The organism is Streptomyces sp. NPDC030296 (assembly GCF_055572815.1).
This window is the reverse complement of the sequence record NZ_JBVICQ010000001.1, coordinates 174,584-193,097: the sequence shown is the minus strand read 5'-3', so window position 1 is coordinate 193,097 and position 18,514 is coordinate 174,584. Positions and strand designations below refer to the sequence as shown.

Annotated in this window: 21 protein-coding genes; 11 read left to right on the top strand and 10 right to left on the bottom strand. The window is 72.2% G+C overall.

The window, feature by feature from the left end; genetic code table 11:
- Positions 1 to 94: 94 nt before the first annotated feature.
- The 3 genes from ACZ4Z3_RS00810 to ACZ4Z3_RS00800 form a co-directional block, all read right to left on the bottom strand.
- Positions 95 to 3,205: an AfsR/SARP family transcriptional regulator gene (locus ACZ4Z3_RS00810; RefSeq protein ID WP_468499023.1), complete on the bottom strand. Its 3,111-nt coding sequence runs from the start codon at positions 3,203 to 3,205 to the stop codon at positions 95 to 97.
- Between the two features lie 212 nt (positions 3,206 to 3,417).
- Entirely contained in the window at positions 3,418 to 4,005 is a 588-nt protein-coding gene (locus ACZ4Z3_RS00805; RefSeq protein ID WP_468499022.1) for an HD domain-containing protein, read from the bottom strand.
- A 15-nt stretch (positions 4,006 to 4,020) separates the two neighbouring features.
- Complete coding sequence (locus tag ACZ4Z3_RS00800; RefSeq protein ID WP_468499021.1) at positions 4,021 to 4,593, bottom strand: antibiotic biosynthesis monooxygenase; 573 nt, start codon at positions 4,591 to 4,593, stop codon at positions 4,021 to 4,023.
- Positions 4,594 to 4,883: 290 nt separating this feature from the next.
- Here ACZ4Z3_RS00800 and ACZ4Z3_RS00795 point away from each other — a divergent pair, with 290 nt between their 5' ends.
- The 5 genes from ACZ4Z3_RS00795 to ACZ4Z3_RS00775 are packed head-to-tail and all read left to right on the top strand — an operon-like array spanning position 4,884 to position 7,318.
- Positions 4,884 to 5,114 (top strand): hypothetical protein, encoded by a 231-nt coding sequence (locus ACZ4Z3_RS00795; RefSeq protein WP_468499020.1) that lies wholly within the window; start codon positions 4,884 to 4,886, stop codon positions 5,112 to 5,114.
- A gap of 53 nt (positions 5,115 to 5,167) precedes the next feature.
- A complete protein-coding gene (recO, locus tag ACZ4Z3_RS00790) occupies positions 5,168 to 5,917 on the top strand; it encodes a DNA repair protein RecO (RefSeq protein WP_468499019.1) in 750 nt (249 codons plus the stop codon).
- 43 nt (positions 5,918 to 5,960) lie between these two features.
- Entirely contained in the window at positions 5,961 to 6,797 is an 837-nt protein-coding gene (locus ACZ4Z3_RS00785; RefSeq protein WP_468499018.1) for an isoprenyl transferase, read from the top strand.
- A gap of 3 nt (positions 6,798 to 6,800) precedes the next feature.
- A complete protein-coding gene (locus tag ACZ4Z3_RS00780) occupies positions 6,801 to 7,121 on the top strand; it encodes a hypothetical protein (RefSeq protein ID WP_468499017.1) in 321 nt (106 codons plus the stop codon).
- Positions 7,118 to 7,318 carry a YcxB family protein gene (locus ACZ4Z3_RS00775; RefSeq protein WP_468499016.1) on the top strand — a complete coding sequence of 67 codons (201 nt, stop codon included), beginning with the start codon at positions 7,118 to 7,120 and terminating at the stop codon, positions 7,316 to 7,318. Before ACZ4Z3_RS00780 ends, ACZ4Z3_RS00775 begins: the two co-directional genes overlap by 4 nt.
- 84 nt (positions 7,319 to 7,402) lie before the next feature.
- Here the strand turns inward: ACZ4Z3_RS00775 and ACZ4Z3_RS00770 are convergent, their stop codons facing one another.
- The 4 genes from ACZ4Z3_RS00770 to ACZ4Z3_RS00755 all read right to left on the bottom strand — a co-directional run bounded on the left by ACZ4Z3_RS00770 (position 7,403) and on the right by ACZ4Z3_RS00755 (position 10,603).
- The gene (locus ACZ4Z3_RS00770) at positions 7,403 to 7,825 is read right to left on the bottom strand and encodes a Fur family transcriptional regulator (protein ID WP_107464136.1); all 423 of its coding nucleotides are present in this window, start codon (positions 7,823 to 7,825) and stop codon (positions 7,403 to 7,405) included.
- 70 nt (positions 7,826 to 7,895) lie between these two features.
- A complete protein-coding gene (locus ACZ4Z3_RS00765; protein WP_468499015.1) occupies positions 7,896 to 8,840 on the bottom strand; it encodes a metal ABC transporter permease in 945 nt (314 codons plus the stop codon).
- A gap of 13 nt (positions 8,841 to 8,853) precedes the next feature.
- Positions 8,854 to 9,621: a metal ABC transporter ATP-binding protein gene (locus ACZ4Z3_RS00760; protein WP_390945508.1), complete on the bottom strand. Its 768-nt coding sequence runs from the start codon at positions 9,619 to 9,621 to the stop codon at positions 8,854 to 8,856.
- 19 nt (positions 9,622 to 9,640) lie between these two features.
- A complete protein-coding gene (locus ACZ4Z3_RS00755; RefSeq protein WP_468499014.1) occupies positions 9,641 to 10,603 on the bottom strand; it encodes a metal ABC transporter substrate-binding protein in 963 nt (320 codons plus the stop codon).
- A gap of 183 nt (positions 10,604 to 10,786) precedes the next feature.
- On the opposite strand from ACZ4Z3_RS00755, the gene ACZ4Z3_RS00750 reads away from it, so the two are divergent.
- Positions 10,787 to 12,169, top strand: a complete 1,383-nt coding sequence (locus ACZ4Z3_RS00750; protein ID WP_468499013.1) for a glycine--tRNA ligase — start codon at positions 10,787 to 10,789, stop codon at positions 12,167 to 12,169.
- Between the two features lie 121 nt (positions 12,170 to 12,290).
- Here the strand turns inward: ACZ4Z3_RS00750 and ACZ4Z3_RS00745 are convergent, their stop codons facing one another.
- Positions 12,291 to 13,406, bottom strand: coding sequence for an endonuclease/exonuclease/phosphatase family protein (locus ACZ4Z3_RS00745; protein WP_468499012.1), 1,116 nt, complete (start codon positions 13,404 to 13,406; stop codon positions 12,291 to 12,293).
- 233 nt (positions 13,407 to 13,639) lie between these two features.
- Between ACZ4Z3_RS00745 and ACZ4Z3_RS00740 the strand changes: the two genes are divergently transcribed.
- The 3 genes from ACZ4Z3_RS00740 (at position 13,640) to ACZ4Z3_RS00730 (ending at position 16,409) form a co-directional block, all read left to right on the top strand.
- Positions 13,640 to 14,638 (top strand): DUF4394 domain-containing protein, encoded by a 999-nt coding sequence (locus ACZ4Z3_RS00740; protein ID WP_468499011.1) that lies wholly within the window; start codon positions 13,640 to 13,642, stop codon positions 14,636 to 14,638.
- Between the two features lie 146 nt (positions 14,639 to 14,784).
- Positions 14,785 to 15,795, top strand: a complete 1,011-nt coding sequence (locus ACZ4Z3_RS00735) for an aldo/keto reductase (protein WP_468499010.1) — start codon at positions 14,785 to 14,787, stop codon at positions 15,793 to 15,795.
- 26 nt (positions 15,796 to 15,821) lie between these two features.
- Positions 15,822 to 16,409: a TetR/AcrR family transcriptional regulator gene (locus ACZ4Z3_RS00730; RefSeq protein WP_468499009.1), complete on the top strand. Its 588-nt coding sequence runs from the start codon at positions 15,822 to 15,824 to the stop codon at positions 16,407 to 16,409.
- Positions 16,410 to 16,442: 33 nt separating this feature from the next.
- Here ACZ4Z3_RS00730 and ACZ4Z3_RS00725 read toward each other — a convergent pair whose 3' ends face one another.
- Positions 16,443 to 16,901, bottom strand: coding sequence for a VOC family protein (locus ACZ4Z3_RS00725; RefSeq protein WP_468499008.1), 459 nt, complete (start codon positions 16,899 to 16,901; stop codon positions 16,443 to 16,445).
- A gap of 21 nt (positions 16,902 to 16,922) precedes the next feature.
- On the opposite strand from ACZ4Z3_RS00725, the gene ACZ4Z3_RS00720 reads away from it, so the two are divergent.
- Together ACZ4Z3_RS00720 and ACZ4Z3_RS00715 are read left to right on the top strand one after the other, a co-directional pair.
- Positions 16,923 to 17,621: a CGNR zinc finger domain-containing protein gene (locus ACZ4Z3_RS00720; RefSeq protein WP_468499007.1), complete on the top strand. Its 699-nt coding sequence runs from the start codon at positions 16,923 to 16,925 to the stop codon at positions 17,619 to 17,621.
- Positions 17,622 to 17,626: 5 nt separating this feature from the next.
- Positions 17,627 to 18,025 carry an SRPBCC domain-containing protein gene (locus ACZ4Z3_RS00715; RefSeq protein WP_468499006.1) on the top strand — a complete coding sequence of 133 codons (399 nt, stop codon included), beginning with the start codon at positions 17,627 to 17,629 and terminating at the stop codon, positions 18,023 to 18,025.
- 13 nt (positions 18,026 to 18,038) lie between these two features.
- Here ACZ4Z3_RS00715 and ACZ4Z3_RS00710 read toward each other — a convergent pair whose 3' ends face one another.
- Positions 18,039 to 18,263: a hypothetical protein gene (locus ACZ4Z3_RS00710; protein ID WP_468499005.1), complete on the bottom strand. Its 225-nt coding sequence runs from the start codon at positions 18,261 to 18,263 to the stop codon at positions 18,039 to 18,041.
- Positions 18,264 to 18,514: the final 251 nt, after the last annotated feature.

Below are 18,514 nucleotides of genomic sequence, written 5' to 3'. Positions count from 1 at the left end.
GGAAGTTCTCTGCAAGTCGGCCGCAAGCGAGTTCAAGCCGCGCGGAAGCAGCCGCCCGCCCCCGCGGCCACCGCCGTGACCAGCTCCGAAAGGGCTACGCCGGCGCCCCCGGCCATGGTTCGTACCGCTCCCGGGCCTCGCACGCCTCGAAGACCGCCATGGCCTCCGCGCGCAACGCGGCCGCGCCCTCCGGGTCACCGAGGGCGGCCCGCACCGCGGACAGGTTCCGCAGCGCGCGGGCACGGGGCAGGGGCAGGGCGAGGACCTCCCAGAGGGCGGCCGACGCCGTCAGCAGACCGTCCGCGTCCGCCGCCCGGCCCTCGGCGAACGCGCACTCGCCGAGGGTGCGCAGCGTCAGCGCCTCACCGAACCGGTCCTCGTGGACCCGGCAGACCTCCAGGATCTCCCGCAGTTCCGCCTCCGCCTCCCGTGTGTGCCCCAGCCGCAGCCGGGCCTTGGCGCGGGCCCGCAGGGCGTACGCCGCCATGTGCGGGTCACCGAGGGCGCGCAGGATCTCCAGCGCCTGCTCGGCCACCCGCGCCGCCTCCTCGTACGCGCCGAGCGAGCGGTGCACCAGGCTGAGGGTGCGCAGCGCCAGCGCCTCACCGCGCCGGCTGCCGAGCCGCCGGTAGGCCCGCAGCGACTCGTCGAGCAGCGGGAACGCCCCCTCCTGGTCGCCGAGTTCGAGCCGTACGGAGCCGCCGTACCGGCAGGCCACCCCCACCCCGGTGTCGTCGCCGACCCGCCGGAAGCCGTCGGCCGCGTCGGTCAGCGCCCGCTCCGCCTCGCGGAGTTCGCCGACCTCACGGCAGGCGCTGCCCAGCCCGGCGAGCGCGGCGGACCGGCCCCGGACATCGCCGAGTTCGGTGCAGATCCGCTCGGCGGTGCGGAAGTACTCCTGGGCCTCCGCGATCCGGTCCTGCTCGTACCGCAGCTGCCCGAGACCGATGATCAGCAGGGCCTCGCCCGAGCGGTCCTCGGCGCGGCGGGCCGCTGCGAGCGCGGCGTCATGGCTGCGCCACCACGCGTCGAAGCGGTTCTTGATGGCGAACGAGGAGGAGCACAGGGCCGCCGCCGCCTCACAGGCGAGGGTGTGCAGGCCCATCGCCGCCGCCCGCTCGACGGCGGAGGTCAGGGCGTCCGCCTCCGCGTCGAACCAGGAGAAGGGGTCCTCCAGGGCGAGGCGGGTGGTGCGGGCGCCCACGGGGGGCGGCGCCTCGGCCTGCTCGCCGCCACCGGGATGCGCACGCTCCCGTGACGGGGGCGCGCACGGGACGGTCCCGCGCCCCTTGAGGGCGAAGCTCTGCCGGAGGACCACCGCGCCCGAGGGCGCCGCCTTCGTCACCCGGTCCATCAGCCACAGCCCCGCGGACAGCGCCCGGCCCACCGCCGCCGTGCGGTCGCCGGGCGGATCCTCCGCCTCGGCGCGTTCGGCGGCGTAGACACGGACCAGGTCGTGGAGGCGGTAACGGGGCTGCCCGACGTGGTCGGTGCCGGGGCAGTCGATCAACTGGGCGTCGAGGAGCCGCTCCAGGATCTCCTCCGCCTCGTCCTCCGAGGTGTCGGCGAGCGCGGCCACCGCCCACACGGCGACATCGGCCGAGCCCAGCGTGGCGATGCGCCGCAGCACCCGGCGCGCGCACTCGTCCAGCGCCTCGTAGCTGAGGCCGAGGCTGGCCCGTACCGCCAGGTCGCCGACCGCGAGCTCGTCGAGCCTGCGGTGCTCGTCGGCGAGACGCTCGGCGAGCACACGGGGCGTCCAGTGCCGCCGCGTCGCCAGCCGGGCGCCCGCGATCCGCAGCGCCAGCGGCAGCCCGCCGCACAGCTCGACGATGCGCCGGGCGGCGGCCTCCTCGCGGGGCTCGCCCGGGGTGCGCTCCGGGCCGGTCACCCGGGTCAGCAGCTCCAGGCCGCGCACGTCGTCCAGTACGCCGAGGTCGGTGCGCCGCGCCCCGATGAGGCCGCCGAGCCGGGCCCGCGAGGTGACCAGCACCCCACAGGTCGCGCTGCCCGGCAGCAGCGGCCGGACCTGCGCCTCGCCGCCCGCGTCGTCCAGCACCAGCAGGATCCGCCGCCCCGCGACCAGGGAGCGGAACAGATCACCGCGCTCCGCGGTGTCCTCCGGCGGATCGGCGCCGAGGGCCCGCAGCAGCCGGCCCAGCACCTCGGCGGGCGGCACGGGCTCGCTGAAACCGTGGAGTTCGGCGTAGAGCTGCCCGTCGGGGTACGCGGCCGCCACCCGGTGCGCGGCCTGCACGGCGAGCGCCGACTTCCCGACCCCGGCGGCCCCCGACACCACCACGACGGGCATCGCCTCCCGCTCCCCGGACAACCCCGCGACGACCGCCGCCAGTTCCTCCTCGCGCCCGGTGAAGTCCCCGATGGCGGGCGGCAGGAGGGACACCGTCCGGGGCACGGCGGCGCCCCGCGGGGCGGCGGCGGTGGTGCCGGGCGCCAGCAGCTCCGGGTCGGCCCGCAGGATCGCCTCGTACAGCCCGGTCAGTTCCGGGCCGGGGTCCAGGCCCAGCTCCTCGGCGAGCACGGCCCGCCCCTCGGCGTGGACGGCGAGCGCGTCCGCCTGCCGGCCCAGCCGGTACAGCCCCAGCATCAGCTGCCCGCGCAGCCGCTCCCACGTCGGATGCGCCCCCACCAGCGCGGTCAGCTCGGTGACCAGCTCGGCCTCGTGGCCCCCGGCCTCCAGCTCCGCGGCGATACGTTCTTCCAGCGCCGCCTGCCGGGCCTCCTCCAACCGCCCGGCCTCACCCCGCAGCGCGTCCCCGACCCCGCCGAGCGCCGGACCGCGCCACAGCGCCGCCGCCGCCCGCAGCAGCAGCGCCGCGCCCTCGTGATCTCCCGCGGCGGCGGCCTGCCGGCCCTCCGCCGTCAGCGCCTCGAACTCCGCCAGATCGACCCGTCCGACCCCGAGCCGCATCAGATATCCGGGCGGCCGAGTCTCGATCGCGTCCGCCGCGTCCCCGGGCAGCGCCCGCCGCAGCGCCGACACATACGTCTGCACCAACGCCCGCGCGGTGTCCGGGGGATCCTCGCCCCACACCGCGTCCACCAGCACGTCCGCGGGCACCACCTGCCCGGCCCGCAGCAGCAGCACGGCCAGCAGCGCGCGCGGCTTGGGGCCGCCCAGCCGCAGAGGTCTCCCCGCATGCCACGCCTCGACCGGGCCGAGCAGTCGGAATTCCAGCTCCACGGGTCCCCATCTTCCGTGCCGTCGGACCGCCGGGACAGCGGCTGCTCACGCAACGTTCGACGCTCATGCACGCCGAGTGGTTTCCCAGGACGCGTGATGCGCCAGAGAGTTGTCGTAAAACGGGGTAACCACAGGGAATCTTAGGTGGACGACACGGAGATTCGACATGCCCTCGTGGGCGGGCTGTGCGAGTGATGTGGCGGAGGCGGGGATTACGGGCGTACGGGATACGCCGCCTGGAAGGCCAGCCTCCGCTCCGCGTCGGCGCCCAGGGGCGAGAGCAGGTCGTCGAGGGCCAGGAACTCCTCCCACACGGGACGACGGCTCGCCCCGGACAGCCGGGCGACCACCAGGTCCTCCAGCCCGGACACCCGTTTGTTCATCCACACCTTGTCGGCCAGGGCGACCAGCAGGTCCTCGAAGCCCACGTCCGGGTCCGCCGCCCACGCGGCATGGGTGCTCGCGAACCGGGCCAGTTCCGGTTCGACCCCGCGCTCCAGCAGCAGTCGGCGTCCGGCCTCCTCGTGCGCGGAGCCGGGGCCGGACAACTCCCCGACGTGCGCCGTCTTCCCGATGTCGTGGGTGGCCGCCCCGAACAGCACGGCCGCCCGGTCGAACGGCAGCTCCGGGTACCGCCGCTCCACCCAGTCGGCCAGCTCGACCGCCACGTCGTGCACGAGCCGGAGGTGCGCGGCGAGCCGGGGCGAGGCCCCGAGGTCGCGCAGCAGGGCGGCGGCCCGCTCGGGCAGGGGGCGCAGAGGGGGCTCGGCGGTGGCGGTCAGCGGATCGGCGGCGGTCACGCGGGCCAGTGTGCGTCATCGCACGGACGAGGGTGACGGATAGAGCCATCTCCGCAGCAGTCTGCTGAGGAACGGCATGACCACGAAGGTCAGCGTCGGCAGCAGGACCAGGGGGAAGAGCGCCGCGCGCAACGGAAGCGGCCAGTCGGCGGTGTGCGGGGTCACCAGCCACTGGATGAGCAGCGTGAACGGATAGGCGCCCAGGAACGTCGTCAGCGCCATCTTCCAGCGCGGCGGGGCCGGCCCGGTCGTGCCCGGCAGATCGAACCAGGTCTCCATGCCGGTCGTCGACTGCCGTTCACTGCTCACCTCCGTGGCGACACCGTCGATGCGCGCGTGCCAGCGCGCCCGCTCGTCCGAGGTCAGCCAGGCGCCCAGCCGCTCCGGGTCGGAGAAGCGCAGCACCGCGTGGAACCGGTGCCCCTCCTCCGGCCGCAGCCAGGCGACGCCCTCGTTGCCGGGGAACCGGGAGGCGCTGCGCGTGACGCCCTTGGTCCACTCCTCGAAGACGTCCTCCTTGCCCGGCCGCACCTGCCAGGTGAACACGGTGGTGACGGGCTCGTCGCACCGGACTCGCGAGGTCTGCATGAGGACGAGGTGCCACGCGCGGCGCCGATCATGCCCCCTCGACGGCTCCCGCGGGCGTGGAGCACAGACTCCTACCGAGTCTAGACACAGCAGGTCACCGAGGGGATGCGAAGAGTGAAACTCGATGCGGCGGGGGTAGCACCGTGAGGGCAATGGGCGAAGGGCTCGGGGGACGAGACCCGGCGCGGTGCGTCGAGTGAGGCGGAGGACACGGTGGAGGAATTGCGGCGGGGACCCGCGAGAACCGCGGGAGCACGGCCCGCGCCCCGGCACCCGGCGGCGGCCCCGCGGTGAACGGCAACGGCAAGAAGCCGCCGATCGGCACCTACGCGGTGGACACCCGCACCGGGCAGGTCGGCCGCGTCATGGGCCACGAGGGGCCCTACGTCCAACTGCGGCCCGTGGGCGGCGGACGGGAGTGGGACTGCCCGCCCCGGTCCGTACGGGCCGCGACGACGATGGAGCGGCTGCGCGCCGTGACCGCCCACGAGAACGCCCGCGGCCGGGGGGAGGTCCCTTGAAGTACGGCCCCTGAGCGGTCCGCCGCGGCGCCGTCGTAGGCGAGAATGGGCCCATGAGTCTGTTCCGCGACGACGGCATCGTGCTGCGCACCCAGAAGCTGGGCGAGGCGGACCGGATCATCACGCTGCTCACCCGCGGTCACGGACGCGTACGGGCCGTGGCCCGGGGGGTGCGGCGCACCAAGTCGAAGTTCGGGGCGCGGCTGGAGCCGTTCTCCCATGTGGACGTGCAGTTCTTCGCACGGGGCAGCGAGCTGATCGGCCGCGGGCTGCCCCTGTGCACGCAGAGCGAGACGATCGCCCCCTACGGCGGCGGCATCGTCACCGACTACGCCCGCTACACCGCCGGGACGGCCATGCTGGAGACGGCCGAGCGGTTCACCGACCACGAGGGCGAGCCCGCCGTGCAGCAGTACCTGCTGCTCGTCGGCGGTCTGCGCACCCTCGCCCGCGGCGAACACGCCCCGCATCTCGTCCTCGACGCCTTCCTGCTGCGCTCCCTCGCCGTCAACGGCTACGCCCCCACCTTCAGCGACTGCGCCAAGTGCGGTCTGCCCGGACCCAATCGGTTCTTCTCGGTGGGGGCCGGGGGCTCCGTCTGTGGGGACTGCCGGGTGCCCGGCAGCGTCGTACCCTCTGCGCAGGCACTGGAACTCCTCGGCGCGCTGCTGACGGGGGACTGGGCGACCGCGGACGCCGCTGAGCCGCGGTACGTCAGGGAGGGGAGCGGACTGGTGTCCGCCTATCTGCACTGGCATCTGGAGCGCGGCCTGCGCTCCCTTCGGTACGTGGAAAAGTCCTGAGCGGCCACAGCGCCGCAAGCACCTCAGAGGAGACGAGAAACACATGGTGGTACGCGGGTTCCTGGGGCGTCAGCGCCGTGAGTACAAGACGCCCGAGCCGCACCCGTCCGGTGCCCGCGCGCCCAAGCTCCCCGGCGAACTCGTCCCCCGGCACGTGGCGATCGTCATGGACGGCAACGGCCGTTGGGCCAAGGAGCGCGGGCTGCCGCGCACCGAGGGCCACAAGGTCGGCGCCGAGCGCGTCCTCGACGTCCTCCAGGGCTCCATCGAGATCGGCGTGCGCAACATCTCCCTCTACGCCTTCTCCACCGAGAACTGGAAGCGCTCGCCCGACGAGGTCCGCTTCCTGATGAACTTCAACCGCGACTTCATCCGCAAGACCCGTGACCAGCTCGACGAACTCGGCATCCGGGTCCGCTGGGTGGGCCGGATGCCCAAGCTGTGGAAGTCCGTCGCCAAGGAACTCCAGGTCGCCCAGGAGCAGACCAAGGACAACGACCTGCTGACCCTGTACTTCTGCATGAACTACGGCGGCCGCGCCGAGATCGCCGACGCCGCGCAGGCCCTCGCCGAGGACATCCGCGCCGGGCGTCTCGACCCCTCCAAGATCACCGAGAAGACCTTCGCGAAGTACCTGTACTACCCCGACATGCCGGACGTCGACCTGTTCCTGCGGCCCAGCGGCGAGCAGCGCACCTCCAACTACCTGCTCTGGCAGAGCGCGTACGCGGAGATGGTCTTCCAGGACGTCCTCTGGCCGGACTTCGACCGCCGTGACCTGTGGCGCGCCTGCGTGGAGTTCGCCTCCCGCGACCGCCGCTTCGGCGGTGCCGTCCCGAACGAGGAACTGCTGGCCATGGAAGGGCGACAGGAGGACTGACCCGTGGCCGAGGCCGGTGGGGAGCACGTCGAGCTGGTGTACCGCGCGACGGTCGGGGACTTCCGTGAGGCGCTGCGCGTCGCCACGCGCGCCTCGGTCGCCGGCCGGTGGGGGCGGGGCCTGCTGTTCTTCGCCGCGGGCGCGGGCGCCCTCGTCACGGCGGTCCCCCTGGTGCTCGGCGGCACCCCGGGCGCCCAGGCCCTCGTGGGCCTGGCCGCCGCCCTCGCGGCCTGGTCGTGCTGCCCCGGGCCCAGGCCCGTCGCCTCCACCGCCGGGCCGAGGCCAGGGGCGTGCACCGCACGGTGCTGGACCTCTGGGGCGTGACGACCACCACGGACCGGGGCGCGCCCCGTATGTCCCGCTGGAGCGAGATCACCCGCTACGCGGAGACCCGCGGCACCTTCGTCCTCCTGGACGGGCACGAGTACGCCCCGGCGCCCATCCTGCTCCCGAAGCGGGTCACGAGCGATGTGGAGGCTCTCCGAGCACTCCTGGACCAGAGGCTCGGCTCGCCCACCTAGGGGGGCGGGGAACTGCGCGCCCAGCCCCCACGAACCCGCGGTCGCGAACGGCGCTCACCGGGCACCCACGGACGCGAACGGCGCCTACTCGGCACCCGCGGACGCGCTCGCGCACTCCGCGCACGTGCCGAAGATCTCCACCGTGTGGGCCACGTTCACGAACCCGTGCTCCGCGGCGATCGCGTCGGCCCATTTCTCCACCGCGGGCCCCTCGACCTCGACGGCCTTGCCGCACATGCGGCACACCAGGTGGTGATGGTGCTCCCCGGTGGAGCACCGCCGGTACACGGACTCCCCGTCGGACGTCCGCAGGACGTCGACCTCGCCCGCGTCCGCGAGGGACTGCAGCGTGCGGTACACGGTGGTGAGCCCCACCGAGTCGCCACGGTGCTTCAGCATGTCGTGCAGTTCCTGCGCGCTGCGGAACTCGTCGACCTCGTCGAGTGCCGCGGCCACGGCGGCCCGCTGCCGGGTGGAACGACCTCGTACAGGTCCAGCGGTCGTCACCGTTGCCTCCTCACGTCGCGGTCTTGCCGGGCCATTGTGCCAGCCCGGCGGCACCCCGGTCAGACGCCGGTCACCCGGCGGACCCCTCGGCGGAGCCCCGGCCGGCCGGAATCGTGTCCTTGGCGACCCCCGCCCCGGCGGCTTCGGCGGCTCCCGGGATCACACACTCCGCGGGGTCGGCCGCGGCCGTCACCGCCGCCTTCGCGCGCCGCCGGGCCAGCGGCGTCGCCAGCGCCGTGAGCAGCATGAACGCGGCGATGGCGAGCAGCACGATCGTCGCGCCGGGCGGCACGTCCTGGTAGTACGAGGCGACGGTGCCGCCGATCGTCACGGTCACCCCGAGGGCCACGGCGAGCGCGAACGTCGCCGCGAAGCTGCGGGTGAGCTGCTGCGCGGCCGCGACCGGCACCACCATCAGCGCGGACACCAGCAGCAGGCCGACGACGCGCATGGCGACCGTCACCGTCACCGCGGCCGTGACCGCCGTGAGCAGGTTCAGCGCCCGCACCGGCAGACCGGTGACCCGCGCGAACTCCTCGTCCTGGCTCACCGCGAACAGCTGCCGGCGCAGCGCCAGCGTCATCACGATCACGAACGCGGCGAGGACGCAGATCGCGGTGATGTCCTCCTGCGACACGGTCGACAGCGAGCCGAACAGGAACGACATCAGGTTGGCGTTGGTGCCGCCGGGCGCGAGGTTGATGAGCATCACACCGCCCGCCATGCCGCCGTAGAAGAGCATGGCGAGGGCGATGTCGCCGCGTGTCCTGCCGTACCAGCGGATCAACTCCATCAGCACCGCGCCCAGCACGGACACCAGGGTCGCCATCCACACCGGCGACCAGGACAGCAGGAAGCCGAGGCCGACGCCGGTCATCGCGACATGGCCGATGCCGTCGCCCATGAGGGCCTGGCGGCGCTGGACGAGGTAGACGCCGATCGCGGGGGCGGTGATGCCGACGAGGACGGCGGCGAGCAGGGCCCGCTGCATGAAGGCGTAGTTCAGGAAGTCCATGATGGGTGCCTTCTCAGCTCAGCAGACCCGTGCGGACCGGTTCGGTGCCGGGCGCCGCGTGCGGGTGGACGTGGTCGTGGCCGGGCAGCGCGTGCTGGCCGACCGCCTTCGGGGGCGGGCCGTCGTGCAGGACGCAGCCGTCGCGCAGGACGACCGCGCGGTCGATCAGCGGCTCCAGCGGACCGAGCTCGTGCAGCACGAGCAGCACGGTGGTGCCGCGGGCGACCTCGCCCCGCAGGGTGCGCGCCAGGACTTCCTGGCTGGCGAGGTCGACGCCCGCCATCGGCTCGTCCATGATCAGCAGCTCGGGTTCGGAGGCGAGGGCGCGGGCGATGAGGACGCGCTGGTGCTGGCCGCCGGAGAGGGCGTTCACCGAGTCCTTGGCCCGGTCGGCGAGGCCGACGAGGTCGATGGCCCGGCGGATCGCCTCGTGGTCGGACTTGCGGAGGATGCCGAGGCGGGCGCGGGAGAGCCGGCCGGAGGCGACGACCTCCGTCACCGTCGCGGGCACGCCGCCCGCGGCGGTGGTGCGCTGCGGTACGTAGCCGAGCCGCCGCCAGTCGCGGAAGCGGCGCCGGGGGGTGCCGAACAGTTCGATCTCGCCGTCGGTGACCGGCACCTGGCCGATCACGGTGCGTACGGCGGTGGACTTGCCGGAACCGTTGGCGCCGAGCAGGGCGACGACCTCACCGCGGTTCACGGTGAGGTCGATGCCGCGCAGGACCGTGCGCGAGCCCAGTTCGGCGCGTACCCCGCGCAGCGAGATGACGGGCTCGGTCATGCCTGCATCCTCCGGATGGTCACTTGGCTCCCAGGGCCGTCTGGAGCGCCTTGAGGTTGGCTTCCTGGACCGAGAAGTAGTCCTTGCCGCGGGACTTCTCAGTGATGCCCTCGATCGGGTCGAGGACGTCCGTCCTCAGCCCGGCGTCGGCGGCGATGGTCTTCGCGGTCTTGTCGCTGACCAGTGTCTCGTAGAAGACGGTGGTGACGCCGTCGGCCTTCGCCATCTTCTCCAGTTCGCGGACGCGGGCGCCGCTCGGCTCGGACTCGGGGTCGAGGCCGGAGATGGCCTCCTCGATGAGACCGTAGCGCTCGGCGAGGTAGCCGAAGGCGGCGTGGGTGGTGATGAAGACCTTGGTCTTCGTGTCCTTCAGGCCGTTCTCGTACTGGTCGTTCAGCGCGCCGAGCTTCTCGACGAGGGCCTCGGTGTTGGTCTTGTACGTGGAGGCGTGGTCCGGGTCGGCCTTCTCGAAGGCGGCGCCGACGCCCTTGGCGATCTCGGCGTACTTCACCGGGTCGAGCCAGACGTGGGGGTCCTTGCCGGACAGTTCCTCGTGCTCGTGGTCGTCGTGCTCGGCGGCGTGCCCGCCGACCTCGTCGCCGTGCTCCTCCAGGGAGGTCAGCGAGCCGGCGTCGATCTTCGTCTTGATCTCCGACTGGTCGACGGCGTCGTCGACGGCGGGCTGGAGGCCCTTGAGGTACAGGACGGCGTCCGACTCCTGGAGCTGCGCGGTCTGCCGCGCGCTGATCTCCAGGTCGTGGGGTTCCTGACCGGGCTCGGTGAGGTTGGTGACGTTCACGTACTTCCCGCCGATCCGTTCGGCGAGGAAGGCCATCGGGTAGAACGACGCGACGACGTCGAACTTGTCCGTGTTGCCCGCGGCGGCGCTGTCGGTGGAGCAGGCCGAAAGGGTCGTGAGGCTCAGGGCGGCGGCCGCGGTCGCCGCCGCGGGTATCAGGAGTCGTCGTCGTACTACGTTCATGACAGTCATTTTCAGCTTTTCTGGAAACGATTGTCAACAAGCCTGTTGGTAAGCCCTGGGTAAGGCCTATGTCCGTTCTGGTCCCGAACCGATTTGATTGGAGGGCAGCCTCCGCCGGTAACCTGAAGCATTCGCTCTGAAGCGCATCGCTTCGTCGCCCGTCGTCGTAATGAAGAGAGCACCGTGGCCGCCGACAAGATCGACACCATCGTCAGCCTGAGCAAGCGCCGTGGCTTCGTATTCCCGTGCAGCGAGATCTACGGCGGCCAGCGTGCCGCCTGGGACTACGGACCGCTGGGTGTCGAGCTCAAGGAGAACCTCAAGCGTCAGTGGTGGCGCTACATGGTGACGTCGCGCGAGGACGTGGTCGGTCTCGACTCGTCCGTCATCCTGGCCTCCGAGGTCTGGGTCGCCTCCGGCCACGTCGCCACCTTCTCCGACCCGCTCACCGAGTGCACCTCCTGCCACAAGCGGTTCCGCGCGGACCACCTGGAGGAGGCGTTCGAGGCGAAGAAGGGCCGCCTGCCGGAGAACGGCCTCGCGGACATCAACTGCCCGAACTGCGGCACCAAGGGTCAGTTCACCGAGCCCAAGCAGTTCTCGGGTCTGCTCTCCACGCACCTCGGCCCCACCCAGGACACCGGCTCGATCGCGTACCTGCGCCCCGAGACCGCCCAGGGCATCTTCACCAACTTCGCCCAGGTGCAGACCACCTCGCGCAAGAAGCCCCCGTTCGGCATCGCGCAGATGGGCAAGTCCTTCCGCAACGAGATCACGCCCGGCAACTTCATCTTCCGCACCCGCGAGTTCGAGCAGATGGAGATGGAGTTCTTCGTCAAGCCGGGTGAGGACGAGAAGTGGCAGGAGTACTGGATGCAGGAGCGGTGGAACTGGTACACCGGCCTGGGTCTGCGCGAGGAGAACATGCGGTGGTACGAGCACCCGAAGGAGAAGCTCTCCCACTACTCCAAGCGCACCGCCGACATCGAGTACCGCTTCCAGTTCGGCGGCAACGAGTGGGGTGAGCTGGAGGGCGTGGCCAACCGCACGGACTACGACCTCTCCGCGCACTCCAAGGCCTCCGGCCAGGACCTCGTCTACTTCGACCAGGAGCTCGGCGAGAAGTACACCCCGTACGTCATCGAGCCCGCCGCAGGTGTCGGCCGCACGATGCTGGCGTTCCTGCTCGACGCGTACACCGAGGACGAGGCGCCCAACGCCAAGGGCAAGATGGAGAAGCGGACGGTGCTCCGCCTCGACCACCGGATCGCCCCGGTGAAGGTCGCGGTCCTGCCCCTGTCCCGCAACCCCGAGCTGTCCCCGAAGGCCAAGGGGCTCGCGCAGGCGCTGCGACAGCACTGGAACATCGAGTTCGACGACGCGGGTGCGATCGGGCGCCGCTACCGCCGTCAGGACGAGATCGGTACGCCGTACTGCGTGACCGTCGACTTCGACACGCTCGACGACAACGCGGTCACGGTGCGTGAGCGGGACTCGATGAAGCAGGAGCGGGTGTCGCTGGACCAGATCGAGGGGTACCTCGCGGCGCGTCTCATCGGCTGCTAGGCCGTTTTTCGGGGGTCGGCGTCCGCCCGGCTCGTGACTTCGGCCGGCTGCGGGTTGTCCGTGGCTGGTCGCGCAGTTCCCCGCGCCCCTACCGGGGCCGGGGAACTGTTCGTTCAGGGCCCTACAGGTCCAGATCCGCGAACAGGGCCGCGTGGTCCGAGGCCTGGTCGATCTTCGAGGTGACCGTGGTGAAGGACGGGAAGGTCCTGGGGGCCCAGATGCCCCGGCGTTCCACGCCCACATGGGTCACCGCGTCCCACAACTCCGGGGAGAGCAGCAGGTAGTCGAGCTTCTGCTCGTCGCGCTTGCCGGTGCCGTGGGTGCCCGGCAGGACCCCTTCGTAGCTCTCGTGGGTCATGGCCTCGCGCAGGCCCGCGTCGAGGAGGAGCTTGACGGGGGCGCTGTCGAGGGAGTCGTTGAGGTCACCGGCGACGACGACGCGGGGCGAGCGGCTCAGCGCCGCCTCGTAGATCTCCTTGACGCGCAGGGCCTGGGCCTTGCGGCGCTTGTCGTTCTCGGAGGCGCGGCCGAAGCCCTTGCTCTTGAAGTGGTTGCCGAGGATCCACAGCGGCTCACCCGGGACCTCGATCTCGAACTCGGGGCAGTCCCGGCTGAACACCGGCTGCCCGGACTCGCCCGGATCGAAGATGTGCGACCGCACGGACGTGATGGGGAACCGGCTGAGGACACCCACGTCGATGCCCCGGTTGTCGTTGCCGTCGATCAGCAGGTTGAACGGGTAGGGGCGGTTGCCCAACGCCCCGCCCAGGACCTGGGAGTTGAAGCGGTCCAGGGTGACGCGGTCCTCCACCTCGACGGTGAGGAGGATGTCCGCGTCGACTTCCGCCATCACGCGGGCGGTGTTCTCCACGGCCTGCCAGCTGAGGTCGCCGCGCGTCATCTCAGCCCAACCCGCCCACTTCGAGCGGCCCTTGGCGACGATCCGGATACCGGAGCCGCCCGACGGCCCGACCGTGAACAACTTGGCGCCGCCGCGCGGCTGGTTGACGAGGAACGGGTGGTCGCCGCCCCCGGCCGGGTCGTGGGCGCCGTGCTTCACGATCAGCTCGGCGATCCGCTCCTTGTCCGCCTCTTCGTAGATGTCCTTGTCGAGGAGAGCGACCAGTTCGTTGAAGTCGTCCAGGATCTCCTTGCGCCGCTCGGGGTCCTGGAGGCCGAACACCTTCGGCCGACGGAAGAGGTTCTCGGCGTTGAACGTGGCGATGCGGATCGTCATGCGCCCTCCAGGCAGCCGCGCGGCCGATGCCGGGGCGCGGTGACCGCGCGCCGACCGTTCGCATGGTCCGATTGTCGGAGAGCGGAGGAAACGTGTCCAACGGAACGTCAGGGCGACTTCCGGCGTTCCCGGAAATTTCTCGTAAGCGGCACCCATCCGCATCCGTCCCCGCTCCGAAGGAGAGGTCATGAGGCCCGCAGGGGGCGGGCCGCGCATCTTCCACGGGGGCGTACATGCGCAAGCAGGCAGTCATCGGCGTACTCACCATGGCCGTCGCGGTCGGCACGGTCGGTGCGGTCGGATCGGGGGCGCTCGGCGGAGCCTCGTCGTCGGGGTCCGGGGCGACGTCCAGTGCGTCGATGTCCGGGGCGGTCGCGTCCGCGGCGGCGGGCGACGCGGCCGGTTCGGGCGGCGGTACCGGTATCGAGGCCAAAGGCGGTGTGCCGGTCGGCGGGGCTCGGGTGCCGAACGGGCTGAAGGCCGTCGGGCTCACCGCCGACCAGCGGCTCGTCGTCTTCCGGATCGACAGGCCCGGGGCCGCCGTACCGCTCGGCGGGGTCCGCGGGCTCAAGGGCGACACCCGGCTCGTCGGCATCGACTACCGCGTCCAGAACAACAAGCTGTACGGCGTCGGGGACAAGGGTGGCGTCTACACGCTGCGGGAGGTGGGCGCCAAGGCCACCAAGGTCTCCCAGCTCTCCGTTCCGCTCCAGGGCCGGTCGTACGGCGTCGACTTCAACCCCGCAGCCAACCGGCTCCGGGTGATCAGCGACACCGGGCAGAACCTCCGCCACAACCTCGACGACCCACAGGGCGCCCCGGCCGCCGGGACGACCGCCGTCGACGGCACCCTCACCAACCCGCCGGTCCCGCCCGCCACCGGCGGCGCGACCGCGCCAGGGGTGACCGGGGCGGCGTACACCAACAACGACCTCGACGCCGGCACGGCCACCACGCTGTTCGACCTCGACACGGCCCTGGACCGGATCTCCGTGCAGTCCCCGGCCAACGCGGGGAACCTCGCGCCCACCGGCGGGCTCGGCGTCGACCTGCCGCCGACCGCCGGGTTCGACATCTACGGCACCGGCCGGAACGGGGTGAACGCCGGATACGCGGTGACGGGGTCGCGGGTGTACGGCGTCGACCTGCTGACCGGGCGGGCGCGCGAACTGGGGAGCTTCCCGAGGGCGAGGCAGGTGATCGATCTGGCGATACCGCTGCGGCAGGGCTGACCCGGGTGGGCGAGGTCCGCTGGTGAGCAGGGAGCGCGGGTGAGCAGGGAGCGCTGGTGACCAAGGAGGGCTGGTGACCAAGGAGGGCTGACAAGTGGCAGATGACAGATATTGAAATCTGTCAGCTGTCATGTCAGGGTGGTGGCATGACGACACGAACCCGCACCCTCGGAACCACCGGCCCTCAGGTCTCCGCCCTCGGTCTCGGCTGCATGGGCATGTCCGCGCTGTACGGCGGGGCCGACCGGGCCGAGTCCATCGCCACCCTCCACGCGGCCCTCGAAGCAGGGGTGACCCTGCTCGACACCGGCGACTTCTACGGGATGGGGCACAACGAGCTGCTGATCGGCGAAGCCCTGCGCGCCGCACCGGCCGCGCACCGGGAACAGGCCCTGATCAGCGTCAAGTTCGGGGCGCTGCGCGACCCGGACGGCGGCTGGGCCGGCTACGACGGCCGGCCCGCGGCCGTGAAGAACTTCGCCGCCTACTCGCTCCAGCGGCTCGGCACGGACCACATCGACGTCTACCGGATCGCCCGCGTCGACCCCGACGTCCCGATCGAGGAGACGGTCGGCGCGATCGCCGAACTCGTCGAGAAGGGGTACGTCCGCCACATCGGCCTCAGCGAGGTCGGCGCGGAGACGATCCGCCGAGCCGCCGCCACCGCCCCCATCACCGACCTCCAGATCGAGTACTCCCTCATCTCGCGCGGCATCGAGGACGAGATCCTCCCCACCGCCCGCGCACTGGGCATCGCCGTCACGGCGTACGGGGTGCTCTCCCGCGGTCTGATCTCCGGCCACTTCACCCCCGACCGGCAGCTCGCGGCCGGGGACTTCCGCTCGTTCTCGCCCCGCTTCCAGGGCGACAACCTCCGGCACAACCTGAACCTGGTCGAGGCGCTGCGGAAGATCGCCGAGCAGAAGGGCGTGACCGTCGCGCAGATCGCGATCGCCTGGGTCCTCTCGCGCGGCGAGGACATCGTGCCGCTGGTGGGCGCCCGCCGCCGCGACCGGCTGGCCGAGGCGCTGGGCGCGCTGGAGGTACGGCTCGACCAGGCCGATCTGGCGGCGATCGAGGAGGCCGTCCCGGCCGGCGCGGCGGCGGGCGACCGCTACCCGGCGGCCCAGATGGCACACCTCGACAGCGAACGCTGAACCCCACTCCGGGTACGGTTCCGGACATGACGCCGACCACCGAGACCCTGACCGCCGAGCGCATCCTCGAAGCGACCGAGGAGGTCCTGCGCCGCCACGGCCCGGCCAAGGCCACCGTGGTCGACGTGGCCCGCGCGCTCGGCGTCAGCCACGGCAGCGTCTACCGCCACTTCCGCACGAAGGCGGCGCTGCGGGAGGCGGTCACCAAGCGGTGGCTGGACCGTACGTCCGCGTCCCTGACCGGGATCGCCGCCGAGGCCCGCGATCCCGAGGCCCGGCTGCGCGAATGGCTCGCCGCCCTGTTCACGGCCAAGCGGCGCAAGGCGGGCGACGACCCCGAGCTGTTCGCCACGTACCAGGTCCTGACCGGCGAGAACGTCGAGGCCGTCGGCGCCCACATCGCCGACCTGACCGGGCAGCTGACCCGGATCATCCGCGACGGGGCGGACACCGGTGCCTTCACCGCCACCGATCCGGCGATCACCGCCCGCGCCGTCTTCCACGCCACCGCCCGCTTCCACGATCCCGGCTACGCCCAGGACTGGGACCAGCCGGACATCGAGGACCAGTTCGAGGCCGTCGTGGACCTGGTGGTCCGGGGGCTGCGGGCCTGAGGGGGCGGAGCACGGCGCCTGCGCGACGGGCCTCTAGGCCACGCAGAACTCGTTGCCCTCCGGGTCGTGCATCACCCACCAGTGGCCGGCCGGGCCCTTGTCCACCTCGTGCAGTCGGGTGGCGCCCAGGGTCTCCAGGCGGGCCACCAGGTCGTCCAAACCGCCCGGTTCGGCGTGGACGTCGATGTGGAGGCGGTTCTTCACCGTCTTCGGCTCCGGGACGTCCTGGAAGAGGAGGCGGCGGCCCCGGCCGATGCCGGTGAAGGGGTCGTACGGGTCGTCGGGGTGGCGGACGGCGGCGTAGCCGCGGAACACGGCGTGGCCGGCGTGCTCGCCGACGGCCTCCTCCGGAAGGCCGCCCGTGGAGCGGAGGTGGGCGATCAGCGCGCTCGGATCCTCCACCTCGTAGCCCAGCGCGGCTGCCCAGAAATCGGCCAGGGGCTGCGCGTCGCGGGTGTCGATGACCAGTTTCCAGCTCAGTGCGGCAGTCATGTAACCGGTTATAGTGGTTACATGCCCTCGTCGTCCACGTCAGCCACGCCGGAAGGGGCCCTTTCCGGGTCCCCGGAAGGGCCGGGAATCCCCCTGCGGTCGTACACCGGCCATGTCTTCCGCTTCGATCCGGGCGCCCTCTGTCTGGAGCTCCTCGTCACCGGAGGACCCGGCGCCCTCACCCGCTACGAGGTGCTGCACACCCCCGAGGACCTGGCCGCCTGGGTCGGCGGGTCCCGGCTCACCCCCACGCCGGGCACCCTGGACCTCACCGACGCCGACGTGGAGCACGTACGGCGACTGCGCGACGCGCTGCTTCGCACGGTGGTCTCGCGCCTCCACCCGGGCGGACTGCCCCCGCTGGACATCCCGGCGGCCGGCCCCGCCGACCTGCGCGTCATCAACGACGCCGCGGCGCAGCCTCCGCTCGCCCCCGCCCTCGGCGAGGACGGCACCCGGCGCTGGTCGCCCGCCCCGGCGAGCGGCGTCCAGCTCGCCTCCACCGTCGCCCGTGACGCCGTCGACCTGCTCACCGGGCCGTACGCGGACCGCGTCCGCATGTGCTCCGGCGAGCGCTGCTACCTGATCTACGTCGACACCTCGCGGCCCGGCCGCCGCCGCTGGTGCTCCATGGAGCACTGCGGCAACCGCAGCAAGGTGCGAGCCCACCGCGCCCACCGCGCGCGCCGCACCGACGAGCCCGCCCCGAACGAGGAGTGATCGCCATGGCCGCCACCGGACTGACCCGCGACGCGGGATGGGAGATCGGCGTCTCCCGCACCCTCGACCGACCGCCGGCCGCCGTCTGGGAGTTCGTCAGCGGACCGCGGGGGCTGGCGCTGTGGCTCGGGGCCGGGGCGCGGCTCACCCCCGAGCGCGGCGCCCCGTACACCACCGACGCGGGGATCGGCGGCGAGGTGCGCGGGTACCGGCCCGGTGAACGGATCCGGGTGACGTACGGCGACACGACCGTCCAGGTCACCGTCTCGGCCGCCGCCGGGGGCAGGACGGTCCTCCGGTTCCATCAGGAGCGCATGGCGAGCGCCGGGGAACGCGAGCGGCGCAGGGAGCACTGGCGGCGCGTGCTGGACCGGGTCGCGCAGGCCCTCGACGTACGGGCCTGACCGCCCGGCCGGTTCAGGAGGCCGCGGGGTCCACCGTCGCCTGGTGGGCCTCGGCGAGGTGCTCCTGCGCCTTCAGCCACGGCAGGAACTGCGCGCCCTTGCGCCAGCCGCACGTGTCGCACCTGATCGTGCGCTGCACCCCGGAGCGCTGGACCCGCACGACGTGCTGTCGCCCGTGCTGGTCCCAACGGCTCACCTTGCTCGCGTTGTTCGAGTTGCTCGACTTGTTCTCCGACATCAGGTCTCCAGCCGACACGTCGAGGGTCGTCGGCCTTTCACCGACCGCTGCCCGTGAGGAGTGTGCAGCACGACCAACATCAACAGGGGCGATTCGGCCATGAGTTGTCCCACCCGGGCGCCGGTCGGGCCGGGTCGGCGGACCCGTGCCCTCCGTATGCGCTGCCGCCGTGCTCCCCGCGTGCCGGCCGTGCGGGTACCGCGTGCGAGGATGACGGCTGTTCGAGGACGACGGCTGTTTTGAGACGGTCG

Coding starts and splice junctions, on each gene's coding strand:
- ACZ4Z3_RS00800 (WP_468499021.1), bottom strand. CDS start 4,593: ATGCAGACCTCGCGAGTCCGGTGCGACGAGCCCGTCACCACCGTGTTC.
- recO (WP_468499019.1), top strand. CDS start 5,168: ATGAGTCTGTTCCGCGACGACGGCATCGTGCTGCGCACCCAGAAGCTG.
- ACZ4Z3_RS00785 (WP_468499018.1), top strand. CDS start 5,961: ATGGTGGTACGCGGGTTCCTGGGGCGTCAGCGCCGTGAGTACAAGACG.
- ACZ4Z3_RS00765 (WP_468499015.1), bottom strand. CDS start 8,840: ATGGACTTCCTGAACTACGCCTTCATGCAGCGGGCCCTGCTCGCCGCC.
- ACZ4Z3_RS00760 (WP_390945508.1), bottom strand. CDS start 9,621: ATGACCGAGCCCGTCATCTCGCTGCGCGGGGTACGCGCCGAACTGGGC.
- ACZ4Z3_RS00755 (WP_468499014.1), bottom strand. CDS start 10,603: ATGAACGTAGTACGACGACGACTCCTGATACCCGCGGCGGCGACCGCG.
- ACZ4Z3_RS00745 (WP_468499012.1), bottom strand. CDS start 13,406: ATGACGATCCGCATCGCCACGTTCAACGCCGAGAACCTCTTCCGTCGG.
- ACZ4Z3_RS00740 (WP_468499011.1), top strand. CDS start 13,640: ATGCGCAAGCAGGCAGTCATCGGCGTACTCACCATGGCCGTCGCGGTC.
- ACZ4Z3_RS00735 (WP_468499010.1), top strand. CDS start 14,785: ATGACGACACGAACCCGCACCCTCGGAACCACCGGCCCTCAGGTCTCC.
- ACZ4Z3_RS00730 (WP_468499009.1), top strand. CDS start 15,822: ATGACGCCGACCACCGAGACCCTGACCGCCGAGCGCATCCTCGAAGCG.
- ACZ4Z3_RS00725 (WP_468499008.1), bottom strand. CDS start 16,901: ATGACTGCCGCACTGAGCTGGAAACTGGTCATCGACACCCGCGACGCG.
- ACZ4Z3_RS00720 (WP_468499007.1), top strand. CDS start 16,923: ATGCCCTCGTCGTCCACGTCAGCCACGCCGGAAGGGGCCCTTTCCGGG.
- ACZ4Z3_RS00715 (WP_468499006.1), top strand. CDS start 17,627: ATGGCCGCCACCGGACTGACCCGCGACGCGGGATGGGAGATCGGCGTC.
- ACZ4Z3_RS00710 (WP_468499005.1), bottom strand. CDS start 18,263: ATGTCGGAGAACAAGTCGAGCAACTCGAACAACGCGAGCAAGGTGAGC.